Raw genomic sequence first — 22,665 nt, forward strand, 5'->3', positions numbered from 1 at the left:
GACGGAACACGGACGGAACACGGACGGAACGAAGAGAACGGAAGGAGCGGACGGTGGACCAGCCGATCCCGAACGGACGCCACTGCCTGGTCACCGGCGCCACCGGCTACATCGGCGGGCGGCTCGTCCCCGAGCTGCTCGCGGCCGGCCACCGGGTGCGCTGCCTGGCCCGCGACCCCGGACGGCTGCGCGACCAGCCGTGGCGGGACCGGGTCGAGGCGGCCACCGGCGACGTCACCCGGCCCGAGAGCCTGGACGGCGCCTTCGACGGCGTCGAGGTCGCCTACTACCTGGTCCACTCGCTCGGCACCGGGTCGGACTTCGAGGCCACCGACCGGCGCGCCGCCCGCGCCTTCGCCCACGCGGCCGCCCGGGCCGGGGTGGGCAGGATCGTCTACCTCAGCGGGCTGCTGCCCGCCGGGGTGCCGGAGGCCGGACTGTCCCCGCACCTGCGCTCGCGCGCCGAGGTCGGCCGGGTGCTGCGGTCCACCGGGGTGCCCACCGCCGAACTGCGGGCCGCCGTCATCATCGGCTCCGGCTCGGCCTCCTTCGAGATGCTCCGCTACCTGACCGAACGGCTGCCCGCGATGGTCACCCCGCGCTGGGTCAACACCCGGATCCAGCCCATCGCCGTCCGGGACGTGCTGCGCTACCTGGTGGCCGCCGCCGGGCTGCCGCCGGAGGTGGACCGGGCCTTCGACATCGGCGGACCGGAGGTGCTCACCTACCGGCTGATGATGCAGCGCTACGCCCGGGCCGCCGACCTTCCGCCCCGGCTGATCGTGCCGGTGCCGGTGCTGACCCCGGCGCTGTCCAGCCTCTGGGTCGGCCTGGTCACCCCGGTGCCCGGCCCGCTGGCCCGCCCGCTGGTGGAGTCGCTGCGGCACGAGGTGGTCTGCCACGAGCACGACATCGCCCGCTGGGTCCCCGACCCGCCGCAGGGCCTCACCGGCTTCGACCGCGCCGTGGAACTCGCGCTGCGCCGCATCCGCGAGGCCGGGGTCACCACCCGCTGGTCCTCCGCCTCGCTGCCCGGCGCCCCCAGCGACCCGCTGCCCACCGACCCCGACTGGGCCGGCGGCAGCCTCTACCAGGACCTGCGGGAACGGCGGGTGGCCGCCGACCCGGCCGCCCTGTGGCGGGTGGTGGAGGGCGTCGGCGGCGAGAACGGCTGGTACTCCGTCCCGTTCGCCTGGGCGCTGCGCGGCACCCTCGACCGGCTGGCCGGCGGCGTCGGACTGCGCCGCGGCCGGCGCGACCCGGACCGGCTGAGGGTCGGCGACGCCCTCGACTTCTGGCGGGTCGAGGAGATCGAGCCCGGACGCCTGCTGCGGCTGCGGGCCGAGATGCGCCTGCCGGGCCTGGCCTGGCTGGAGCTGCGGGTCGGCCCGGACGGCGCCGGCGGGGCGCTCTACCGCCAGCGCGCGCTGTTCCACCCGCACGGACTGGCCGGCCACGCCTACTGGTGGTCGGTGGCGCCGTTCCACTCCCTGGTGTTCGACGCGATGGCGCGCAACATCACCGAACGCGCCCGCCGGGCCGGGCCGCACCCCTGAGGCCCCTCGCACCCCCTGAGAAAAGCCAATCGCAAGAAAGCCAATCGCACCCGAACCCGCTCCGAGGCCCCGCCGATGACCGTCGCGATCGCCCTGTTCACCCAGGACCTCCGCCTGCACGACAACCCCGTGCTGAACGCCGCCCGCGCCGCCGCCGACCAGGTGGTGCCGCTGTTCGTCCTCGACCCCGCCGTCGAGGCGGCCGGTTTCGCCGCCCCCAACCGGCTGGCCTTCCTGGCCGACTGCCTCACCGACCTGGACGCATCGCTGCGCCGCACCGGCTCCCGGCTGATCGTGCGCCGGGGCGCGACCGACGAGCAGACGGCCCGGGTGGCCGCCGAGGCCGGCGCCGGGACGGTGCACCTCGCCGCCGGGGTCAGCGCCTTCGCCCGGCGGCGCGAGGCCCGGCTGCTCGCCCGGTTCGGCGACCGGCTGCACGTCCACGACGGCTCGGTGACCGTCGTCCCGGCCGGGCGGATCACCCCGGCCGGCCGTGACCACTACGCCGTCTTCACCCCGTACCACCGCGCCTGGCAGCAGGCACCGCACCGCACCGTGCTGGGCGCGCCCCGGGTGATCCGCACGCCGGGCGGCATCGGCAGCGAGAACCTCGTGGTCCCAGGCCCGGTCTCGCCGGGCCTGCCGACCGGCGGCGAGACCGCGGCCCGGGAACGGTGGCGGCGCTGGGACGTCGACTCCTACGCCGACGTCCACGACGACCTCGCGGCCGACGACACCTCCCGGCTCTCCCCGTACCTGCACTTCGGCTGTCTGTCGCCGACCGAGCTGACCGCCCGCGCCCTCCAGCGCGGCGGCCCCGGCGCCGAGGCCTTCGTCCGCCAGCTCGCCTGGCGCGACTTCCACCACCAGGTCCTCGCCGCCCGCCCCGACGCCGCGCACCGCGACTACCGCACCCGGGACGACCACTGGCACCGGGACGAGCGGGAGGCCGAGGCCTGGCGGCAGGGCCGCACCGGCTACCCGATCGTCGACGCCGGGATGCGCCAACTCGCCCACGAGGGCTGGATGCACAACCGGGCCCGGCTGCTGACGGCGAGCTTCCTCGCCAAGTCGCTCCACCTGGACTGGCGGATCGGCGCCGCCCACTTCCTCTCCCTGCTGGTGGACGGCGACGTGGCGAACAACCAGCTCAACTGGCAGTGGGTGGCCGGGACCGGCACCGACACCCGGCCCAACCGGGTGCTCAACCCGCTGCGCCAGGCCGACCGCTACGACCCCGCCGGGGACTACGTACGGCGCTGGGTACCGGAGTTGGCCCACCTGCCGGGCCCGGCCGTGCACCGCCCCTGGCTGCTCGCCCCCGACTACCCGGAGCCGCTGATCGCCCCCGACACCCTGTCGGCCCGGCTGCGCTCGGCCCGCCACCTGGACTGAACCGGAACCGGACTGACTCAGCCCTCGGTGCCGGTGCCGTCCTCCCCGCGACCGCCCGCCGCTCCTGGGCTCAGAGGTAGCGCCGAACGCGCCGAACGCGCCGAACGCGCCGAACGCGCCGATGGGGCCGCGGCGTCGGCTGCGGCCCCACGCGGGTGCGGGTGGTCGGTCAGGAGGCGTTCAGGGCGGCGTCGTCGATGACGAAGCTGGTCTGGAGCGAGGAGTCCTCGGTGCCGGTGAACTTGAGGGTCACGGTCTGGCCCGCGAAGCTCGACAGGTCGAAGGTCCGCTGGACGTAGCCGGTGCCCGCGTCGACGTTGGAGTAGGTGTGCAGGGTGGTGGAGTTGGCCTGGACGGTGAGCTTGTCGTAGGCCGTGCCGCCGGTCTCGGCGGTGTCGACGTGCAGCCAGAAGGAGAAGCTCGCCTTGCAGCCGGCCGGGATGGTGACGGTCTGGCTCAGGGTGTCGGTGTGGGTGCTGCCGTAGCCGTCCAGCCAGGCTTTCCAGCTGCCGGAGTGGGCAGCCTCACCGGCGGAGTTGTCGATGACGCCGGAGCTCGCCGTCCACGGCGAGGCGGTGCCGGTCTCGAAGCCCGGGTTGCCGAGCAGCTGGCCGCCGCCGGTGCAGGTGCCGCCGCCGGAGCCGGCGATGGTCCAGCTGAAGGAGGCGGAGCCGGAGGCGCCGGTGGTGTCCTTGGCGGTGACTGTGACGTTGCTGCTGCCCGCGGTGGTCGGGGTGCCGGAGATCAGGCCGCTGGAGGAGTCGATCGACAGGCCGGCGGGCAGGCCACTGGCCGAGTAGGTCAGGCTCTGGCCGGAGGCCGAGTCACTGGCGTGGATCTGCAGGCCGGCGGCGGTGCCGACGGTGCCGGACTGGTTGCCGGGGCCGGTGACCGTGACGGTGTTGCCACCGGTGCTACCGCCCGCGGTGAAGGCGCCCAGGCCGTGCGGGGTGCCCAGGCCGGTCGGGCCGTCGTAGCCGGCGCCGGCCGTGCACAGGTAGGCCGGGGAGCAGGTGCCGTTGGCGCCGCTGGTCACGTCGTTGAGCGCGTTGGTGTGCGCGTACGGGTACTTGGCGGGGTTGTCGCCCGCGCCCGGGGCGCCCGCGTCGGCGTAGACGGCGGCGATGATCGGCGAGGAGGCGCTGGTGCCGCCGTAGACGGCCCAGCCGCTGCCGCCGTACGTCTGGTAGACGGCGACGCCGGTGGCCGGGTCGGCGACCGCCGACACGTCCGAGATGGTGCGGTTGGCGCAGCCGCTGTCGGTCTGCCAGCTCGGCTTGGGGTCGTAGGCGGAGCAGCCGGAGCCGGCGCCCTCGCCGCCGGAGCTGGTGCCCCAGACGGACTCGCTCCAGCCGCGGGAGCTGGAGTCCCGGGTCAGCGAGGTGCCGCCGACCGAGGTGACGTACTGCGAGCCGGCCGGGTACTGGGCGCCGTAGCCGGAGTCGCCGGAGGAGGCGGTGATGGCCACCCCGGGGTGGTTGAAGTACTGGCTGTCCGAGGAGGTGTCGGTCGAGTCCTCGGCGCCGCCGTAGCTGTTGGAGACGAACTTCGCGCCCTGGGCGACGGCCTGGTTGACCGAGGCGCCGAGGTCCGACATGGTCGCCGAGGTGGCCTCGACGAGCAGGATGTGGGCGTTCGGCGCGACCGCGGAGACCATGTCGAGGTCGAGGGAGATCTCGCCCGCCCAGCCGGTGTCGGAGGTCGGGTAGCTGGTGCCGCCGTTCTGGTCGATCTTCTTGAAGCAGCCGTTGGCGGTGGTGCACGCAGGCAGCCCGTACTGCGTGCGGTAGGTCGCCAGGTCCGACTCGGCGTTGGGGTCGTCCTGGGCGTCGACGATGGCCACGGTCTGCCCGGCGCCGCCGTTGGCCGACAGGCCGTAGGCACTCTGGAGGTCGCCCGGGCCGAAGCCGGACGGCGTGGCGTCCGGCGAGACGGCGGACAGCGAGAAGGCGTGCGGCTGGACGACGTCGGTGCGCACCAGGGCGTCGCAGGCCATCCGGTGACGTTCGGTCGGCGTGGCGCACACGTGCTTGACGCCGGTGCCGGGCGCGCCGGACGCGCCGGACGCGCCGGAGGCGGTCGCCGCGGCGCCGGCCGGGGCCGCGAGCGCGAGGCCGGCGGCCACCACGGCGCCGACCGCGAAGGTCGCGGTGCCGGCCCGGAGCCGGCCGTGCCGCAAGGGGGAACTGAGGATGTTGCGCAACGGAGCCCTCCCAGGTGGGGGGTCGGGCCCTGGGTCTGCGCGCGGGCACGCCGTCATGGGGCGGCTCGTCGGGCTGCAGGCCCGGGGTGAGGGGGAGACGCGCACGTGCGGACGGCCGCCCTGGCGTCCGGTGGGGCAATGGCGGATCGGCCCGTTGGGGACGGGGAGCCCGGCCGGACGGCTGTTTGATCGGGGCATGCCAATGGAGTGGTGCCGAGCCTTCACGGCGTCAGCGATAGGAAGGTAGCCACGCCGGGCACCGGCGAACAAGGCCGAAGTCCAGGCCATGACCGAGGCTTGACCGGGCGGGATCCCGCCACTGGCGCCCTTGCGCCGCCGCCGGCGCTGAGCGGCGGTTCACCTCGCACACGGAACGGCCGAGGCCGGTGCTGGCCCCGCCCCGGCCGGCGGCCGGGGGGCGGGGCCAGGCGGCGGGGCGGGCGGTCGTGGGCGAACCCGGTTCGCCGGGCCACCCGTTGACCGGGCGCCCGCCGGTCGGTACGTCGCTGCCGACCCTGGGCCAGTGCCCGACCATGTCAACGCCCCACCGGCCGGGGACCGGTGGGGCGGCGGAGGTGTCGGGTCAGCGCGGGTCGGGCTCCTCCAGGAGCAGTTCCAGTACGGGCAGGGCCGCCTCCAGCGCGCGGCACTGCTCCGGGGTCAGGCGGGCGCCGCGGCGGGCCAGCAGGGCGGTGCGCTCGCGGCGGATCCGGGCGAGGGTGTCCCGGCCGTGCGGGGTGGGGGCGAGGAGCTGGGAGCGGCCGTCCTGCGGGTCGGGGGTCTTGGTGATCAGGTCGTCGGCGACCAGCGGCGCCACCGTACGGACCATGGACGGGACGGCCACGCCCTCGCGTGCGGCGAGTTCGCCGAGCCGCAGCGGGCCGTGCTGGTCCACCCGGGCCAGGGCGGAGAGCTGGGCGGCGGTGAGGTCCTGGTCGCCGGAGGCGCGGACCAGCTGGCGGTTGAGCCGGCCGATCGCCAGCCGGAGCCGGACCACCGCCTCGGCGGACAGCCCGCCGCCGTCCGGGCTCACCGGCCGTCCTCCGGACGCTGCGGTCCGGCGGCGGGCCGCTGCCGCTCGCGGATCAGCGAGGCCGCGGCGGCGACCAGCGACATCGCGATCGCCAGCCAGAACACCACTACCAGCCCGTCGTGGAACGGACCCGAGATCAGCTGGGGGAAGAACTCCCGGCCGGTGAGCGTCCGGGCGCTGTCCGGCGGGAGCCGGCTCAGCACGTGCGGGCCCAGCAGCTGCTGGACGGGGTTGTAGCCGAGGAAGGCGGCGAACAGCGTGCCCACCGGCGGCAGCGAGGCGATGGCGTGGGCGTCGGCGGCGGGTACGCCCTGGGCGGTCAGCCCGCTGGTGAGGGTGTGCGGCAGCGAGCCGGCCAGACCGGCCACCATCAGGGAGAAGAACACCCCGATCGACAGCACCATGCCGGCGTTCTGGAAGGTGGCCCGCATGCCGGAGGCGGCGCCGCGGGCCGCGGCGGGCACGCTGGACATGATCAGCGAGGTGTTCGGGGCCGCGAACAGGCCGCCGCCCAGGCCGTTGAGGAACACCAGCAGGGCGAACCAGGGGTAGCCGAAGTCGGTGGGCAGCAGGAGCAGCCCGGCGAACGAGAACGCCATCACCACCAGCCCGCCGGCGGCGAACAGCCGGGCCCCGGCGCGGTCCGAGAGGTAGCCCGAGACCGGCCCGGCGGCCAGGAAGCCGACGGTCAGCGGGACGAGGTAGATACCCGCCCACAGCGGGGTGTCGGCGTAGTCGTAGCCGTGCAGCGGCAGCCAGATGCCCTGGAGCCAGATGATCAGCATGAACTGCAGCCCGCCGCGCGCGATCGAGCCCAGCAGGGTGGCCGCGTTGCCGCCGGTGAAGACCGGGTCGCGGAACAGCGAGAGCGGGAACATCGGCTCCGCCGTCCTGGCCTCGACCAGGCAGAACGCGGCGAGCAGCGCCACCCCACCGAACAGCCCGGCCAGCACCCAGGGGTTGGTCCAGCCCATGGTGTGGCCGCCGTAGGGCTGGATGCCGTACGTGATCCCGGCGAGCAGGGCGGTCAGGCCGACACCGAAGGTGATGTTGCCCCACCAGTCGATCCGGGCGGGCCTGCGCACCCCGGTCTCGCGCAGCGAGCGGTAGGCCCAGACCGTGCCGAGCACGCCGATCGGCACGTTCACCCAGAAGATCGACCGCCAGTTCCACTCGGCCAGCAGCCCGCCCAGCACCAGTCCGATGAACGACCCGGCGATGCCCGCGACGATGTTGACCCCGAGGGCCGTACCGCGCTGGCGGGCCGGGAACGCGTCGGTGATGATCGCCGCCGAGTTGGCCATCAGCATCGAGCCGCCGACCGCCTGCACCACCCGCCAGCCGATCAGCCACAGCGCGCCCGGGCCGCCGTGCAGCGGATCGAGGGAGAGGGCCACCGAGGTGAGGGTGAAGATCAGGAACCCGGCGTTGTAGATCCGGACCCGGCCGTGGATGTCGCCCAGCCTGCCGAGGGTGACCACCAGGACGGCGGTGACCAGCATGTAGCCCATCAGCATCCACAGCAGGTAGCTGACGTTGCCGGGCTGCAGCGGGTCCAGGCCGATGCCGTTGAAGATCGCGGGCAGCGAGATCAGCACGATCGAGGCGTTGACGGTGGCGATCAGGGTGCCGAGCGTGGTGTTGGACAGGGCCACCCACTTGTACCGGGGGTGGTCCGGGTCCACTCCGGTACGGGCCGGGCGCCGCCGTCCGGTCCTGCCGCCGCCGGAGAGTCTTGTCGCCACCGCTGCCTCCCGCCGGCCGGTCGGGCCGGGGGCGGCCGCCGGGTCGAGTGTGGATTTCGATAGCTTCCGCCAACTAACGATAGTCCGATGGTCGTTCCGGTGGTAGGCCGTCCGGAGCACCCTCTGGGGGGGAGGTTGAGTCCGGACCGGCTTGAGCGCTCCCCGGGCTGAGCGCTCCCCGAGTTGAACGTTCACCGGCTTGAGCGTTCACCGGCTTGAGCGTTCACCGGGTTGAGCGTCGGCCGGGTTGAGGGCCGGGCCCGCCCGGGTACCTCCCCTGGCATGTCCGACGAGAAGCACCGCACCGTGGCCGAGGCGATCCTCCCGCTGGTCGGCGGCGCCGCCAACATCCGCTCGGTCGCCCACTGCATGACCCGGCTGCGGCTGGGCCTGGCGGACCTCTCCCTGGTCGACCGGGAGGCGCTCGGGGCGCTGCCGGCCGTCCTGGGCACGGTCGAGGACGACACCTACCAGGTCGTCCTCGGCCCCGGCGCCGTCGCCGGGGTCACCGCCCAGCTGCGCCGGCTGCTGGCCGCCGCCGACGGGGCCACGGCCGCCCCGGCCCCTCCCGGCGCCGATGACCTCGCCGGGCGCGGTGCCCGGATCCGGGAGGAGGCCCGGGTCCGCAACGCCACCCCGGTGAAGCGGGCGCTGCGCCGGGTCGCCGACATCTTCGTCCCGCTGATCCCGGCCCTGATCGGCTGCGGGATCGTCGCCGCCCTCTCCGGGGCGCTCGCCAACCTGGGCTGGGCGACCGGGCTGGTCCCCGCGCTGACGGCGGTCTCCTCCGGGTTCATGTCGTTGCTCGCCGTCTTCGTCGGCTACAACACGGCGAAGGAGTTCGGCGGAACGCCCGTGCTGGGCGGGGCGGTCGCGGGCGTGATCGTCTACCCCGGGGTGGCCAAGGTGGAGGCCTTCGGCCACCACCTCACCCCCGGGCAGGGCGGCGTGGTCGGGGCGCTGCTCGCCGCGCTGCTCGCCGTCCAGGTGGAACGGTGGACCAGGCGGCTGGTGCCCGCCGCGCTGGACGTCCTGGTCACCCCGACGGTCACCGTCCTGGTCGGCGGGCTGGCGGCGCTGTTCGGCCTGATGTTCCTCGCCGGGGAGGTCTCCACCGGCATCGGCCACGCCGCCACCTGGCTGCTCGCCCACGGCGGACTGCTCGCCGGGCTGGTGCTCGGCGGCCTCTTCCTGCCGCTGGTGATGCTCGGCCTGCACCAGGCGCTGATCCCGATCCACACCACCCTGATCCAGCAGCAGGGCTCCACCGTGCTGCTGCCGATCCTCGCCATGGCCGGCGCCGGGCAGGTCGGCTGCGCCGCGGCCGTCTACCTGCGGCTGCGCCGCAACGCCTCGATCCGGGCGACCATCCGCTCCGCCCTCCCGGCCGGCCTGCTCGGCGTCGGCGAGCCGCTGGTCTACGGGGTGACGCTGCCGCTCGGCCGTCCGTTCGTCACGGCCTGCGTGGGTGGTGCGGCCGGGGGCGCCTTCGTCGGGGTGGCGGGCCAACTCGGCCACGCGGTCGGCTCGACGGCCGTCGGCCCGTCCGGCTGGGCGCTGTTCCCGCTGCTGGCCGGGCCGCACGGCATGGTCGCGAGCGCGGCCGTCTACGGTGGTGGGCTGCTGACCGGCTACCTGGTGGGCTTCCTGGCCACCTACTTCTTCGGCTTCACCCGGGAGTTGCTCGCCGAGTACGGCGCACCGGCCCCGGCGGCGGGGGAGGCGACTGAGGGCGGTCGCGCGTCCGGGGTGGGCTGACCCTCCGTAACGGCCCGTTCCCTCCGTCCCGCTGGCTCTCCGTCCCTCCGGCTCTCCAGTTCCCCGTCCCTTCCGTCTTCCGTCCCGCCGTCTCTCCGCCCTCCGTCCGCAATCCGGCGCACTCCCTCCGTCACTCCGGCCGCGTTCCCCGCGGACGGGGTGACGGTTCGTTATGTCCCCGTGACATCCGGCGCTGCTCCGGCGGGTCTACCTTTGTCGACGCTCGGCCAACTCCACGCCCCCACAAGGGAGTAGTCATGTCCGAAGCCCGTCGGCGCACACTCGCCGTGTCCACCGCCCTGCTGACCCTCCTGGGCACCGCCGCACCGGCCGTCGCCGCTGCCGCCCCCACCCTCGTCCAGGCCCCGCTCGCCCACCACGGCGGCGGTCTGCTGAACAGCACCAGCGGCAACTGGTCCGGCTACGCCGCCACCGGCAGCCGGTTCACCAGCGTCAAGGCCAGCTGGGTGCAGCCCGCCGTGTCCTGCACCGGCACCGACACCTGGTCCAGCTTCTGGGTCGGCCTGGACGGCGACGGCAGCAACAGCGTCGAACAGACCGGCACCGAGGCCGACTGCTCCGGCGGCTCCCCGGTCTACTCCGCCTGGTACGAGATGTACCCGGCCTACCCGGTCAACTTCAGCAACACCGTGCGGCCGGGCGACCACTTCACCGCGAGCGTCACCACCAACGGCAGCGGCTCCTTCACCCTCACCCTCGCCGACACCACGGCGGGCTGGAGTCGCACCGTCAACAAGTCCCTGACGAGCGCGGCGCTGGCCTCCGCCGAGGTGATCGCCGAGGCCCCCTCCAGTTCCTCGGGGGTGCTCCCGCTCTCGAACTTCCACTCGGTCGCGTTCAGCGGCTCCACCGTCAACGGGCAGGCCCTGGGCGCCTTCAGCCCGGACAACATCACCATGGCCTCCGGCGGCACCACCAAGGCCACCACCTCCGGGCTGAGCGGCGGCAGTTCCTTCTCGGTGACCTGGAAGCACAGCTGACCCTGAGTGCACGGAAGGCCGCCGCCCCCACGACCGAGGGAGCGGCGGCCTTCCGGCGGCGACGGCTCAGCCTTCGGCCCGGGCCTTCGTCCAGGCGGACTCGCGCAGCAGCCGCAGTCCGTTGAGGCCGACGACGACGGTGGAGCCCTCGTGGCCGAGGACGCCCAGCGGCAGCGGGAGGGTGGCGACCAGGTCCCAGACCACCAGCACGGAGATGAACACCGAGGCGATCACCAGGTTCTGCACCACGAGGGAGCGGGCCCGCCGGGAGAGCGCCAGCACGGCGGGGACGGTGGCGAGTTCGTCCCGCACGATCACGGCGTCGGCGGTCTCCAGGGCGAGGTCGGAGCCGGTCCGGCCCATCGCGATGCCGGTGTGGGCGGCGGCCAGGGCGGGCGCGTCGTTGACGCCGTCGCCGACCACCAGGACCTTGCGCCCGGCGGCCTCCTGTTCCTTGACCGCGCTGACCTTGTCCTGCGGGAGCAGCCCGGCGCGGACGTCGGTGATGCCGACCTCGGCGGCCAGCCGGGCGGCGGCGCGCGGGTTGTCGCCGGTGAGCAGCACCGGTGCGGCGCCGGTCAGGGCGGTGAGTGCGGTGACGGTGGCGGCGGCGTCCGGGCGCAGCCGGTCGGCGATGCCGAGCAGGCCGACCGGGACGCCGTCCACCACGACCAGGACGGCGGTGCGGCCGCCGTCCTCCAACTCGGCGGCGACGGCGGAGACTTCCCGGTCGGCGTGGTCCAGCAGCCTGGCCGGGGTGCCGACCGCGACGGTGCGACCGTCGACGGTCGCGGTGACCCCGATGCCGGGGGTCGAGGAGAAGCCCTCGGCGCCGGCGAGCGCCAGACCGCGGGCGCGGGCGGCGTCGACGACGGCGCGGGCGAGCGGGTGCTCGCTGGGGTGCTCGGCCGCGGCCGCCAGTGCCAGCAGCTCCTCCTCACCCGGGCCGGAGCCGGGCAGGGGGCGGATGTCGGTGACCCGGGGAGTGCCCTCGGTCAGGGTGCCGGTCTTGTCCAGGGCGACGGCGTCGGCCTGCCCGAGCCGCTCCATCACCACCGCGGACTTCACCAGCACCCCGTGCCGGCCGGCGTTGGCGATGGCCGACAGCAGCGGGGGCATGGTGGCGAGCACCACGGCGCACGGCGAGGCCACGATCATGAAGGTCATGGCGCGTAGCAGCGAGCCGGTGAAGGCCGCGCCGAGGGCGAGCGGCACCGCGAAGACGGCCAGGGTGGCGGCCACCATGCCGATCGAGTAGCGCTGTTCGACCTTCTCGATGAACAGCTGGGTCGGGGCCTTGGTCTCGGAGGCCTCCTCGACCAGGGCGACGATCCGGGCGATCACCGAGTCGGCGGCGTCCCGCTCGACCCGCACCCGCAGCGCGCCGGTGCCGTTGAGCGTGCCGGCGAAGACCTCGTCGCCGGCCTCCTTGGCGACGGGCAGCGGCTCGCCGGTGATGGTGGCCTGGTCGACCTCGCTCGCGCCGTCCAGCACCCGTCCGTCGGCGCCGATCCGCTCGCCGGGCCGCACCAGGACGGTGTCGCCGACGGCCAGGTGTTCGGTCGGCACGCTCTCCTCGGTGCCGTCGGGGAGCAGCCGGGTGGCGGTGGCCGGGGCGAGGTCGAGCAGTCCGCGTACGGAGTCGGCGGTGCGGGCGGTGGCCAGGGCCTCCAGGGCGCCGGAGGTGGCGAAGATGACGATCAGCAGCGCGCCGTCCATCAGCTGGCCGACGGCGGCGGCGCCGAGGGCGGCGACGATCATCAGCAGGTCGACGTCGAGGGTCTTCTCGCGCAGCGCCCGCAGGCCCGCCCAGGCGGGCTCCCAGCCGCCGGTGGCGTAGGCGAGGGCGTACAGCGGGGCCCAGGCCCAGGCCGGGGCGCCGGTGAGCTGGAGCGGTAGCGCGACCAGGAAGAGCACGGTCGCGGCGGCGGCCCAGCGGGCCTCGGGCAGGGCGAACACCCGGGTTCGGCGGCGCGGGGCGGTGGCGGGGCGCTGCGCGGGGGAGTGCGCGGGGCGCTCGGTCAGGGTGGTGGGCATGCGAACGGGACCCTTCGGGCAGGGTGGGGCCGGTGACTCACTCACCATACATGAACATATGAACGCGTCTTCATGTATGAGTTGTACTATTGCCCGCATGGGTCATGGAGCCGCCCCCGCCACCGCCGTCCCGCACACCCGCCTGGACGAAGCCAGCGCCGCCCGGGTGGCCACCACCCTGCAGGCCCTGGCCACCCCCTCCCGCCTGCTGATCCTCTCCCGGCTGCGGGAGGGCCCCTGCGCGGCCACCGAACTCGCCGCCGAGGTCGGCCTAGAGCAGTCCGCCTGCTCCCACCAGCTCCGGCTGCTGCGCAACCTCGGCCTGGTCGTCGGCCGGCGGGAGGGCCGCTCGGTCGTGTACGCGCTCTACGACAACCACGTGGCCGCCCTGCTCGACCAGGCCGTCTACCACATCGAGCACCTGCGGCTGGGGCTCACCGACTGACCCACTGACCCCCGGGGTCAGCCCTGGTGCCACGCGGTGAGCAGGGCGGACTCCTGGTCCGGCGTCAGGGCCCGCGGCGACGGCTCGAACGGCCGGATGTCGCGGGCGGTGTCCGCCACCGGGCGCAGGCGCAGCCCGGTCGCGAGGGCGGCGGCGGGGTCGGCGGTGTTGGTGGCCCGGCGCTGCGGGTCGGCGTGCCACAGCGGCAGCGCGCCGTCCTGGACGCCGGACGCCCGGAGGAAGTCGTCGTCCACCCAGGTGAGCGTGGTGCCGGGCGGGGCGACGGCGGAGGCGACGGCGTCGAGCAGATCGCCCATCGTGAAGGGCGGGGGAGTCGCGGCGTGGAACGCGCCGGAGACACCCGAGTCCCCCGAGGCGCCGCGCGCCAGCAGGCCGAGCATCCAGTCGGCGAGATCGCGGGCGTCGACGACCTGGAGCGGGGCGTCCGGACGGCCCGGCGCCAGCACCTCGCCGCCCCGGGCGAGCCGCTGCACCCAGTGGTCGAAGCGGTGGGTGTAGTCCTCGGGGCCGATCACGTACGTGGGACGCACCAGCAGCACGTCCGGGCCGAAGCACTCCCGCGCCGCCCGCTCGCACTGGACCTTGAGCACGCCGTAGGAGGCGACGGTGATCTCCTCGGCCTCCGGGCCGTCGGCGGGCAGCAGTGGGGAGTCCTCGGTGAACCCGGGGGCGGCGGGGGTGTCGTAGACGGCCATGGAGGAGACCAGCAGGTACCGCCCGGCGGCGCCGGGGTCCAGGGCGGCCGCCAACTGCCGTACCTGGCGCGGGAAGTAGGCGCTGACGTCCACGGTGGCGTCCCAGGTGTGGCCACGCAGCACGGACAGGTCCGCGTCGCGGTCGGCGATCAGGTGGGCGGCCTCGGGCAGGAGGTGGGCGCCGGACCGGCCCCGGTGCAGCACGGTGACGTCGTGGCCGGCGGCGAGCGCCGCCCGGGCGAAGTGGTAGCCGACGAACCGGGTGCCGCCCATGATCAGTATCCGCATCGGGCCATGGTCCCAGCTCGGCGCGGACTCGGCCAGGGATTTCCCGGCTTCGGGCCGGGGTGCGCCGGGGCGCGGGCTACCGCACTGCGGCGGCCGGGGGGCCGGCCGCCGCAGATCAGCCGCGCCTCAGCTGTTCGGCGCGCTCTCCGATTCCTCGTTCTGCTCGGGGGTGTCCGCTTCGGCTTCGGTGGTGGTGGTCTCCTCGGCGGGGGCCGCCGCGTCGCGGTCGGCGCCTCCTCCGGTCATATCGGGCACTGGCTTGCCTCCTGTCACATCGGGCACTGGCTTGCCTCCTGACCAATCGGGCATCTGCCCGGCCTCCGTGGTCTCAGTGGACGGCCCATGGTGCCCGGGTGCCGTAAACGCCCGCTCAACGCGCACGTCGGCGGAGGTGCGGCGCCCGCCCTCAGAGGGCGGCGAGGACGTCCTGGTGCAGTCCCTCGAGGACGAAGCCGTTGTCCAGGCGGACCCGGACCGTCACCTGACGGCCCCGCTCCCGGTGGGCGGCCCACTCCGGTTCCAGCGCCGCGAGCCGGCTCTCCAGCCGCTCCCGGCTCGCGGTCGGCATGGTGTGCCCGTAGTCCTCGAAGAGCGCCTTGAGCCGCTGGTACTCGCGGACCGCCTCGCTCTCCGGGAGTTCGCCGTCCACCCGCTCGACGGTGCCCTCGGTCCCGGCGCCCAGCGACAGGAACCCGACCACGGCCCCGGGCTCCCCGGCGACGGCCTCGCCGAGGCCGAGGTCCTCCGTCAGCCTGACGCGTCGGCCTTCCTCCAGGGTCATCCGTCCACTGCCTCTCGCTCGATCGGTGCCGCGGGCGCGTTCGGCCGGCGGCCCGGCCATTATCCGTCGGGCGGACCGGCCGGGCGGACCGGGCGGTTCACGCCGGCCCGGGCCGCCACTTCGTGCGGTGAGGTGTGGTGCGGCGCGGGCGGTGCGGCGTGGGGGATGGCCTCGGGGGTGGTGGGCGGGCAGAATCCGACCGGCCGTCGTCCAGGAGGTCCGATGAACATTCCCGGCCCGGAGCCGCGCCCGGACGGCGGGGTGGGTGCCATCGCCCGGGCGGGCGGGCTGCACGCCTACCAGTTGTGGCTGCACGGCGAGTACGGCCCGGTGGTGCGCTTCCAGCTGCCCGGCGCCGACACCGCCGTGTCGATCGCCGACCCGGTGCTGCTGGAGGCCACCGTCCACCTCGACGAGCGGCCGGAGCGGCTGTTCTCCTTCCTGGACCCGCTGTTCGAGGCGGGCAACCTCCAGGTGCTCCCGGCCGAGGAGCACGCCCCGTGGCGCCGGCTGCTGCTGGGGGTGCTGGCCGGACGGCCCGCGCACGAACGGCACTTCGCCCGCTTCACGGCCCTGGCGACCGAGCTCGCCGACCGCTGGGCGGCCCTGCCCGCCGGCCGGCCGGTGGAGTTGCAGCGGGAGCTCACGGCGCTCTCGCTGCGGATGATCTGCGCCTTCGCGCTGGGCGGCGAGGTCGAGGACCCGGACGGCGTGGTCGAGGCCTTCGAGGTGGTGCTCGCCGAGCAGTTGGCGGGCCTCTACCGGCCGGCGGGCACGGCGGCCCCGGCCGAGGGCGCCGAGCGGACGGCCGGCGCGCTGGCCCGGCTGCGGGCGACGGTCGACGGGGTGATCGCGGCCCACCGTCGCGGCGGACCCGGTCACGACCGCAGCGATCTGATCGGCACCCTGGTCGAGGCCGGTGAGCACCCCGCGCGGATCCGCGACACCGTCCTCACCGTCATGCTGGCCGCCCACCACACCACGGGCGTGGCCGTCTCCTGGGCCCTCCACGTGCTCGGCGGGCACCCCGAGGCGGCCGGACGCGTCACCGAGGAACTCGACCGCGTCCTCGGCGACCGCGCCGCACCGGCCTACGCCGACCTGCACCGGCTGCCGTACCTGGAGATGGTCCTCAAGGAGTCGCTGCGCCGCTGTCCGCCCGGCCCGTACGGCGCCCGGCGGACCACCGAGCCGCTGACCGTCGGCCCGTACGAGGTCCCGGCGGGCGCGGTGGTCTTCCACCCGATCTGGGCCGTCCACCTGAACCCCGCGCACTGGCCCGACCCGGAGCGCTTCCGGCCCGAGCGGTTCGGCCCGGAGGAGTCGGCCGGGCGGCCACGGCTGGCCTGGATCCCGTTCGGGATGGGGCCGCGCGCCTGCGAGGGGGCCCGACTGGCCACCGTGGAGGCCCTGTTGTCGCTGGCCGTGCTGCTCAAGCGGTTCCGGTTCCGGCCCGAGCCCGGGCACCGGGTGGTGCCGGTCGAGCGGTTCGTCCTCTGGGCCGCCGAGGACATCCGGATGCTGGTGAGCCCGCGGGCCGGCGCCGGGGCTGGGGCCGGTGCGGGTGCCGGTGCCGGTGCCGGTGCGGGTGCCGGTGCTGGGTCCGGTGCCGGTGCTGCCGGGCCGGGTCAGGCGTAGATCCGGGCGTAGAGCTCCCGGATCTGGTCGGCGGTGGGCACGACGGGGTTGTTGGCGGGGGAGCCGGAGGCCAGGGCCTGCTCGGCCATGAGGGGGATGAGCGCGGTCCAGGCGTCCCGGTCGATGCCGTGACTGTGGGGCGTGGGCACCTCGAGGTCGTGGCAGAGCGTGCGGAGGGCGTCGACCAGCTTGTCGGCGGCCAGGTCGTCGGGGTCGTCGGCGGTGGCGGCGCCCAGGGCGCGGGCGCAGTCGGCGTAGCGGGGGCGGGCGGCGTGCACCGAGAAGGACGTCACGGCCGGGAACAGCATCGCGTTCGACAGCCCGTGGGCGACGTGGAAGTGGGCGCCGATGGGCCGGCTCATGCCGTGCACCAGGGCGACGCTGGAGTTGGAGAAGGCGAGCCCCGCCTGGGTCGCGGCGACCATCATGGCCTCGCGGGCCACGGCATCCGAGCCGTCCGCGTAGGCGCGGCGCAGGTGGCGGCCGATGGTGGTGATCGCGGTGAGCGCCAGGCCGTCGGTGAAGGGCTTGGCCTTGCGGCTCACGTACGCCTCGACGGCGTGGGTGAGGGCGTCGATTCCGGTGTCGGCGGTCAGCCGGGGCGGCATCGACATGGTCAGCTCGACGTCGATCACGGCGGCCAGCGGCTGGAACGCCGGGCCCAGGCAGAGCATCTTCTCGTCCGTGTCGCTGTCGGTGATGACGGTGACCTGGGTCGCCTCCGAGCCGCTGCCGGCGGTGGTGGGGACGGCTATCACCGGCAGCGCCGGGCCCAGGTTGAGCCGCGGCGCCTTGAAGTCGCGCATGTGACCGCCCTGGACGGCGAGCAGGGCGAGGGCCTTGGCGCTGTCCATCGGGCTGCCGCCGCCGAACCCGATGACGGAGTCCGCCGCGTGCTCCTGAAGGGCCTTCAGGCCCGCCGTCAGGGAGTCGGTGGTCGGGTCGGGCACGGTGTCGGCGAACAGCCGGGGGCTCAGCCCGGCCCCGATCAGCGCGGCGGTGAGGCGCTCCGCCGCGCCCGTCCCCACCAGGAACGCGTCGGTGACCAGCAGCGGCCGGCTCAGCCCCAGCCCCGCCATGACCTCGCCCAACTCCTCGGTGGCGCCCCGGCCGACGCGCATGATCCGGGGTAGGGACAGGCTGGCGACCATGAGGTACCTCTCGACGTCGGGCGGCGGGGACGGCCGGGCGCTTCGGCCGGGGTGGTTCGAGTTCGACTCCTTCGACTCTGCCGTACCCGCGCCTGTGTGTTCAACCGTCAATCCGGCCGTCAATCCGGCCGTCGGTCCGGCCGGTTGTCATACGTTCAGCGCGATCTCTTCGCTGCGGGTCGGCTCGGTTCCGGCGGAGCCCCCGGCGTCGGCGGTCCGCGACGGAGCTAGGATCTTGATCTTCGAAGCCATGGCACAAGGGGTGGGGTCCATCAACGGGAGCAACGGGAGCAACGGCGCGCTGCGTGCGCTGAGCACGGACGAGCCGCAGGAGATCGCCGGGTACCGGCTGCTCGCGCGGATCGGCGAGGGCGGCATGGGGTCCGTCTACCTCTCGCGCACGCGCGGCAACCAGCCGCTCGCGATCAAGGTGATCCGCCGGGAGTACGCCGGCGACGCCGAGTTCCGTCGCCGCTTCCGGCAGGAGGTGGGCGCCGCCGAGAAGGTGCGGGGCTACCACCTGGTGCCCGTGCTGGACCACGACGCCCACGGCGAGCAGCCGTGGCTCGCGACGGCGTACGTCCCCGGCCTGCCGCTCGACGAGGCCCTCGACGCCCACGGCCCGCTGCCGCTGCCCGTCGCCCTCCAGCTCGTCGGCTGCGTCGCCCGGGCCCTGGACGCCATGCACGCCGCCGGGGTCGTCCACCGCGACCTCAAGCCCGGCAACATCCTGCTCGGCGCGGACGGCCCCTGGGTGATCGACTTCGGGATCGCGCGCGCCGCCGAGGCCACCAGGCTGACCCAGAGCGGGGGCTTCATCGGCACCCCGCAGTACATGTCGCCCGAGCACGGCATCGGCGACGAACTCACCCCCGCCACCGACGTGTTCGCGCTCGGCCTGATCGCAGCCGTCGCCGCCACCGGCCGCCACCCCTACGGCTCGGGCGGGGCGCTGACCGTGGCGACCCAGATCGCCAACACCGCGCAGCGCCCGCCGGACCTCACCGGCTACCCGGACGGGCTGCGGCCCCTGCTGGAGCGCTCCCTCGCCGCGGACCCGGCGGCCCGGCCCACCCCGGCCGAACTGGCGGAGCTGTGCGAGCGGGTGTCCGGGCGCCCGTTGCGCGACCTGGGGGAGTGGCTGCCCGCCCCGCTGGCGGCGGCGGTCACCGAGCGGCGGCGGCGGATGGAAGAGCTGCTGGCGGGGGCTGAGCCGGGGGCGGAGCGGTTGGCGCCCGCCGCCGCGCAGGCCCCGCCCCGGCGGACGGCCACGTACGTGCCCACCCAGGCCTCGGGGAGCGCCGGCACCCCGTACGGCGACCCGGTGCACGGCGCGCCCACCCAGGCGGCTACGGGGCCGGGGGCTGCGGCGCCGGTGGCCACGGAGTCGGCGGCACCTCCGCGGCGCAAGCGGGCCCTGGTGGCCGGGGCGCTCGCCCTGGTGCTGGCCGCCGCTGCCGGTACGGCGTGGGCGCTGTCCGGTGACGGGAACTCCGGCTCCGGCACGGCCGCGGGTGCGCAGCCCGACGCGCGCGGGAGCGCGAGCGCGAGCCCTCAGACCGGTGGGCAGGCGGGCGCACAGCCGGACGGACAGTCGAGCGGGCAGCCGAGCGCCACCGGACCGTCCGGCGCGGCTACGGGACCGGGCACGGCGCCCCCGAAGGGCGGCTACACCGCGGTGTTCACCGACCGCCCCCTGGCGATCGGCACCCCCGCCGTCGGCGAGCTGATCACCGTGGACCTGGACACCCCGAAGGTGAACCCGCGCGGGGAGTTCGGCGACCACGAAGCCGAACTGTCCTATATCCTCCAGTACCTGACCTTCAACACCCCGTTCGCCAAGAGCACGGGGACGACACCGGAAGCCTGCCGCCAGGCGGTGGACAGCGCCCCGCTGCCGTCGGAACTCAGCAACACCGCGCTGATCGATCGCCGTCCGATCGTGAAGGGCGACGTGCTGTGCACCGTCACCTCGAAGGGCAACCTCGCCATGCTGAAGATCACCGACGTGCGACCGACCGGAACACCCGCGGACCCGCCCGCCTTCACCGGGCTGGTCACGCTCTGGAAGCAGCCCTCCTGACCGTCCCTCGCCGAGCACGAGCCCCCCGACCCTCGCCCGCTTCTCCCGGGCGGGGCTCGGGTCAGTGCCGGTCGAGGTCCTGGCTGTCGAGGTAGTCGACCAGTGCGGCTTCCTTCCGGAGCAACTGCTCGCGGTCATCGGCGGGTAGCGAGGCCAGGGCGTCGACCAGGACGCGTTTGCGAGGAACGTGGACCAGGGCGCCCGAGTAGATCCGGCACCCCGAGCACCAGGCGAACCCGATGCAGCGTTCGAAGCTGGAGGACTCGGGTGGATGGAAGCGGTACTGGTAGGAGCGGACGGGCTCGTGGCAGACGAGGCAGATCCAGCGGTCACCGTCGCGGACGGACCAGTCGTATCCCCTCTTGCGCCAGGACTTCCGCCCGGCCGGTGCTCTTCAAGTCGCCATGCGCTCATTCTGCCTGGGCGCGCGTGCAACGGGCCATCGCTTGACGAGATCCACGTGTGACCGGTCGGCCGTGATCGCGAGGGCGGTCCGTCGACGGTGACGGTGGACCGCCCGCGTGGACGGTGACGGTCGGGGGCGGCGCGTGTTGTCGACCGACGCGCAGGGCCGCCGTGAGCACGGCGAAGGCGGCCCCGCCCACGGCGGCCCGCTGACCCGGCGCGGGCCCGGCTACTGCTGGAGGGCCGGCCGACCCGACAGGAGGCTCTCCAGGAACTGGCCGTGCTCCGGGACGGGGACCGGGACGCTCCGACTCTCCACGGCCTCCGCGCTCCGGCCCTCCGGGGCCCCGGTGCGCGCCCGCAGGACCTGGGTCGCCTCCTCCGCCCGTCCGGACAGCATCATGGTCTCCGCCCGTCCGGAGAGCGTCACGGTCTCCACCTGTCCGGAGACCATCACGGTCTCCGCCCGTCCGGAGACCATCACCCCGACGGCGTCCGCGATGCGGGTCATCGACTGGGGCTGCCCGGCGGCCACGGGAGACGCCGTACCCGCCGCCACCGCCGCAGCCTCACCGCGCAGGCGGTCGACCTCCGCCTCCAGGGCCGCCAGCCGAGCCCGCAGGTCGTCCAGCTCGCTCTTCTTCCCCATGCTCCAGGCCCTCCCCGGCCGCTCCCGGCCCTCTGACGTGCCGTTACAGCCTATCCGGGCCCCCTCCCGCACCCCCACGGCCGTCCGGCTACCGCGCTCCGGCCGGGTGCCCCCGGGGGACCACGGCAGCGCCTCCAGCAGGACGGGTCCGGGACGGACCGGAGCATCGAGCACCCGGAGGGCGGGATGTCAGTGGCATCGGAGATGCTCGGTGATTGCTGTCATCGAACCAGGGGGCCCGCACATGCCGATCCGTATCGCCAGCCGTCGCCGCGCGACCGCGTCTCTGACCGCCGCGTTCCCGGGCGCCGAGATCATCGACGTGACCTCCAAGGCGCCGGAGCCGTGGGTCCGGCTGAGCCCGTTCTACCCGCACGGCGGGATCCCGGTCCCCTACAGCGACGGAGTGACCAGCCAGTCCGTGGAAGGGATCTGGCAAGCCCTCAAGGTCTTCCAGGACTCCGACGTCGACCCCGCGAAGCTCGGGGTCACCACGATGAAGGGCCTGAAGCGGACGGTTCGTCGGTACGGCCCCGTCCTGGGCCACCGAGCCGGTCTGGACGGAGATCGGCTGCTGTCCTATGAAACGGCCCGTCGCCGGATCTATCTGCCGGCCTACCGCTGGATCCTCGAGCACCGAGCCGCCGACCTGGTCGAGTCGCTCAGGAAGAAGGACGACATCGTGCTCCTGGACTACACCACCAACGGAGACGTCACCGACCCGACCACCCCGCTCTCCCACGCCGCGCTCATCCAACTGCACATAGACGGTCGCTGGCCCGGCGAGGACGACCACGAGACGTCCCGCGCATCAGCGATCGAACGCCGTGGGTGATTCGCCGTCAACCGGGTGGAAGCCGCTCGCCGATCACGAGGGGCTACTGGATGGTGGCTGCTCGGGTCGAACCGCAGGAGGTACCGAGTGAGCGTGGCCCTGCCGCTCCAGATGAACGATTCGGACGGTACACCTCGGTCAGGAACATCGCCTTGAGCCGCCACACGCCGACCGGTGCCATTCCCGCCTCATTCCCCTCTGGCCCGGGGTAACGGCCTTGTGCCGGCGGGGTGTTCGGGCGGGCGGGTGGGCTAAGGCTCGGTTAGGGCGGCGGCGCCGAGCCGCCAGGAGGCGATGTCGCGGTAGCGGATCGGCCCGGGGCCACGGCCGATGTTGCTGGCGACGAGGTGCAGGCGCTCGGTCCGCCACGGCCGGCCGGTGAACCCGGTGAGCCCGGCCGCGGCCTGCGGCACGCTGACGGGGTCGTCGCGGCGGGAGCGTGCCAGTGTCAGGTGGGGGTGCAACGGCCGGTCCCTGAACTGGATCCCGCAGGACCTGACCAGGCCCCGGACGTCGGCGGCGAGCAGTTGCAGTCCGTCCAGGTCCCCGTCGATGCCGCTCCACAGCAGCCGCTCGTCGAAGTGGCCGCCGCCGCGCAGGCTCAGCCGCAGGGCGGGGCGCGAGGCGACCGGACCGGCCAGCGCCGCTTGCAGCAGCGGCACCACCGTGGAGGGCTGTTCGCCGAGGAAGGCCAGGGTGATGTGCCAGTCCTCGATCCGGTTCCAGCGCAGCCGCGGGTACTCCTCGTACGCGGGCCGCAGGGCGTGGGCCAGTTCGTCCTTGGCGTCGTCGGGCGGAGCCAGGGCCACGAAGACGCGCCGGGTCGGGGGTTCTGGGTGATCGTCCACGGGGGATTTCTAGCACCCGGGCACCGGGCGCCGCCGAGTGCCCGGCCGCGGGCGGTGCCGCCGGGGTGGCCGACGGTCGGGGGAGCAGGGCGGCAGAG

18 protein-coding genes are annotated in these 22,665 nt (G+C 74.5%); 8 read left to right on the plus strand and 10 right to left on the minus strand.

Annotated features, from left to right (window positions below; genetic code table 11):
• Nucleotides 1–53 precede the first annotated feature (53 nt).
• Nucleotides 54–1,556, plus strand: a complete 1,503-nt coding sequence (locus ACZ47G_RS35540) for an SDR family oxidoreductase (RefSeq protein ID WP_465749931.1) — start codon at nt 54–56, stop codon at nt 1,554–1,556.
• A gap of 75 nt (nt 1,557–1,631) precedes the next feature.
• Entirely contained in the window at nt 1,632–2,951 is a 1,320-nt protein-coding gene (locus ACZ47G_RS35545; RefSeq protein ID WP_465749933.1) for a cryptochrome/photolyase family protein, read from the plus strand.
• Between the two features lie 169 nt (nt 2,952–3,120).
• Here ACZ47G_RS35545 and ACZ47G_RS35550 read toward each other — a convergent pair whose 3' ends face one another.
• From ACZ47G_RS35550 to ACZ47G_RS35560, 3 genes are all read right to left on the minus strand, one after another.
• Nucleotides 3,121–5,154 (minus strand): putative Ig domain-containing protein, encoded by a 2,034-nt coding sequence (locus tag ACZ47G_RS35550; RefSeq protein ID WP_465749935.1) that lies wholly within the window; start codon nt 5,152–5,154, stop codon nt 3,121–3,123.
• Nucleotides 5,155–5,737: 583 nt separating this feature from the next.
• Nucleotides 5,738–6,187 carry a MarR family winged helix-turn-helix transcriptional regulator gene (locus tag ACZ47G_RS35555; protein WP_465749937.1) on the minus strand — a complete coding sequence of 150 codons (450 nt, stop codon included), beginning with the start codon at nt 6,185–6,187 and terminating at the stop codon, nt 5,738–5,740.
• Nucleotides 6,184–7,932 carry an MFS transporter gene (locus tag ACZ47G_RS35560; RefSeq protein WP_465749939.1) on the minus strand — a complete coding sequence of 583 codons (1,749 nt, stop codon included), beginning with the start codon at nt 7,930–7,932 and terminating at the stop codon, nt 6,184–6,186. The genes ACZ47G_RS35555 and ACZ47G_RS35560 overlap by 4 nt, the downstream gene beginning before the upstream one ends.
• Before the next feature lie 282 nt (nt 7,933–8,214).
• Between ACZ47G_RS35560 and ACZ47G_RS35565 the strand changes: the two genes are divergently transcribed.
• The gene (locus ACZ47G_RS35565; RefSeq protein ID WP_465749941.1) at nt 8,215–9,690 is read left to right on the plus strand and encodes a PTS transporter subunit EIIC; all 1,476 of its coding nucleotides are present in this window, start codon (nt 8,215–8,217) and stop codon (nt 9,688–9,690) included.
• Nucleotides 9,691–9,947: 257 nt separating this feature from the next.
• Nucleotides 9,948–10,691 carry a G1 family glutamic endopeptidase gene (locus ACZ47G_RS35570; protein WP_465749943.1) on the plus strand — a complete coding sequence of 248 codons (744 nt, stop codon included), beginning with the start codon at nt 9,948–9,950 and terminating at the stop codon, nt 10,689–10,691.
• Between the two features lie 66 nt (nt 10,692–10,757).
• On the opposite strand, the gene ACZ47G_RS35575 is transcribed toward ACZ47G_RS35570, so the two are convergent.
• Nucleotides 10,758–12,728 carry a heavy metal translocating P-type ATPase gene (locus ACZ47G_RS35575; protein WP_465749945.1) on the minus strand — a complete coding sequence of 657 codons (1,971 nt, stop codon included), beginning with the start codon at nt 12,726–12,728 and terminating at the stop codon, nt 10,758–10,760.
• A 97-nt stretch (nt 12,729–12,825) separates the two neighbouring features.
• Here ACZ47G_RS35575 and ACZ47G_RS35580 point away from each other — a divergent pair, with 97 nt between their 5' ends.
• The gene (locus tag ACZ47G_RS35580; RefSeq protein WP_380454009.1) at nt 12,826–13,173 is read left to right on the plus strand and encodes an ArsR/SmtB family transcription factor; all 348 of its coding nucleotides are present in this window, start codon (nt 12,826–12,828) and stop codon (nt 13,171–13,173) included.
• A 17-nt stretch (nt 13,174–13,190) separates the two neighbouring features.
• Here the strand turns inward: ACZ47G_RS35580 and ACZ47G_RS35585 are convergent, their stop codons facing one another.
• The 3 genes from ACZ47G_RS35585 to ACZ47G_RS35595 all read right to left on the minus strand — a co-directional run bounded on the left by ACZ47G_RS35585 (nt 13,191) and on the right by ACZ47G_RS35595 (nt 14,958).
• On the minus strand, nt 13,191–14,177 hold the full coding sequence (locus ACZ47G_RS35585) for an NAD-dependent epimerase/dehydratase family protein (RefSeq protein WP_465749948.1): 987 nt from the start codon (nt 14,175–14,177) through the stop codon (nt 13,191–13,193).
• Nucleotides 14,178–14,303: 126 nt separating this feature from the next.
• Nucleotides 14,304–14,432, minus strand: coding sequence for a hypothetical protein (locus ACZ47G_RS35590; RefSeq protein ID WP_465749950.1), 129 nt, complete (start codon nt 14,430–14,432; stop codon nt 14,304–14,306).
• Nucleotides 14,433–14,583: 151 nt separating this feature from the next.
• Entirely contained in the window at nt 14,584–14,958 is a 375-nt protein-coding gene (locus ACZ47G_RS35595) for a hypothetical protein (protein WP_465749952.1), read from the minus strand.
• 222 nt (nt 14,959–15,180) lie between these two features.
• Between ACZ47G_RS35595 and ACZ47G_RS35600 the strand changes: the two genes are divergently transcribed.
• The gene (locus tag ACZ47G_RS35600) at nt 15,181–16,596 is read left to right on the plus strand and encodes a cytochrome P450 (RefSeq protein ID WP_465749954.1); all 1,416 of its coding nucleotides are present in this window, start codon (nt 15,181–15,183) and stop codon (nt 16,594–16,596) included.
• Here the strand turns inward: ACZ47G_RS35600 and ACZ47G_RS35605 are convergent.
• Nucleotides 16,587–17,747 (minus strand): iron-containing alcohol dehydrogenase, encoded by a 1,161-nt coding sequence (locus ACZ47G_RS35605; protein WP_465749956.1) that lies wholly within the window; start codon nt 17,745–17,747, stop codon nt 16,587–16,589. The genes ACZ47G_RS35600 and ACZ47G_RS35605 overlap by 10 nt on opposite strands.
• A 250-nt stretch (nt 17,748–17,997) precedes the next feature.
• Between ACZ47G_RS35605 and ACZ47G_RS35610 the strand changes: the two genes are divergently transcribed.
• Nucleotides 17,998–19,830, plus strand: a complete 1,833-nt coding sequence (locus ACZ47G_RS35610; RefSeq protein WP_465749958.1) for a serine/threonine-protein kinase — start codon at nt 17,998–18,000, stop codon at nt 19,828–19,830.
• Nucleotides 19,831–20,464: 634 nt separating this feature from the next.
• Here ACZ47G_RS35610 and ACZ47G_RS35615 read toward each other — a convergent pair.
• Nucleotides 20,465–20,884 carry a hypothetical protein gene (locus ACZ47G_RS35615; protein ID WP_465749960.1) on the minus strand — a complete coding sequence of 140 codons (420 nt, stop codon included), beginning with the start codon at nt 20,882–20,884 and terminating at the stop codon, nt 20,465–20,467.
• Between the two features lie 244 nt (nt 20,885–21,128).
• Here ACZ47G_RS35615 and ACZ47G_RS35620 point away from each other — a divergent pair, with 244 nt between their 5' ends.
• Nucleotides 21,129–21,719: a DUF6939 family protein gene (locus ACZ47G_RS35620; protein ID WP_465749962.1), complete on the plus strand. Its 591-nt coding sequence runs from the start codon at nt 21,129–21,131 to the stop codon at nt 21,717–21,719.
• A gap of 251 nt (nt 21,720–21,970) precedes the next feature.
• Here the strand turns inward: ACZ47G_RS35620 and thpR are convergent, their stop codons facing one another.
• Nucleotides 21,971–22,567: an RNA 2',3'-cyclic phosphodiesterase gene (gene thpR / locus ACZ47G_RS35625; protein WP_465749964.1), complete on the minus strand. Its 597-nt coding sequence runs from the start codon at nt 22,565–22,567 to the stop codon at nt 21,971–21,973.
• Nucleotides 22,568–22,665: the final 98 nt, after the last annotated feature.

The organism is Kitasatospora sp. NPDC030952, assembly GCF_055571335.1.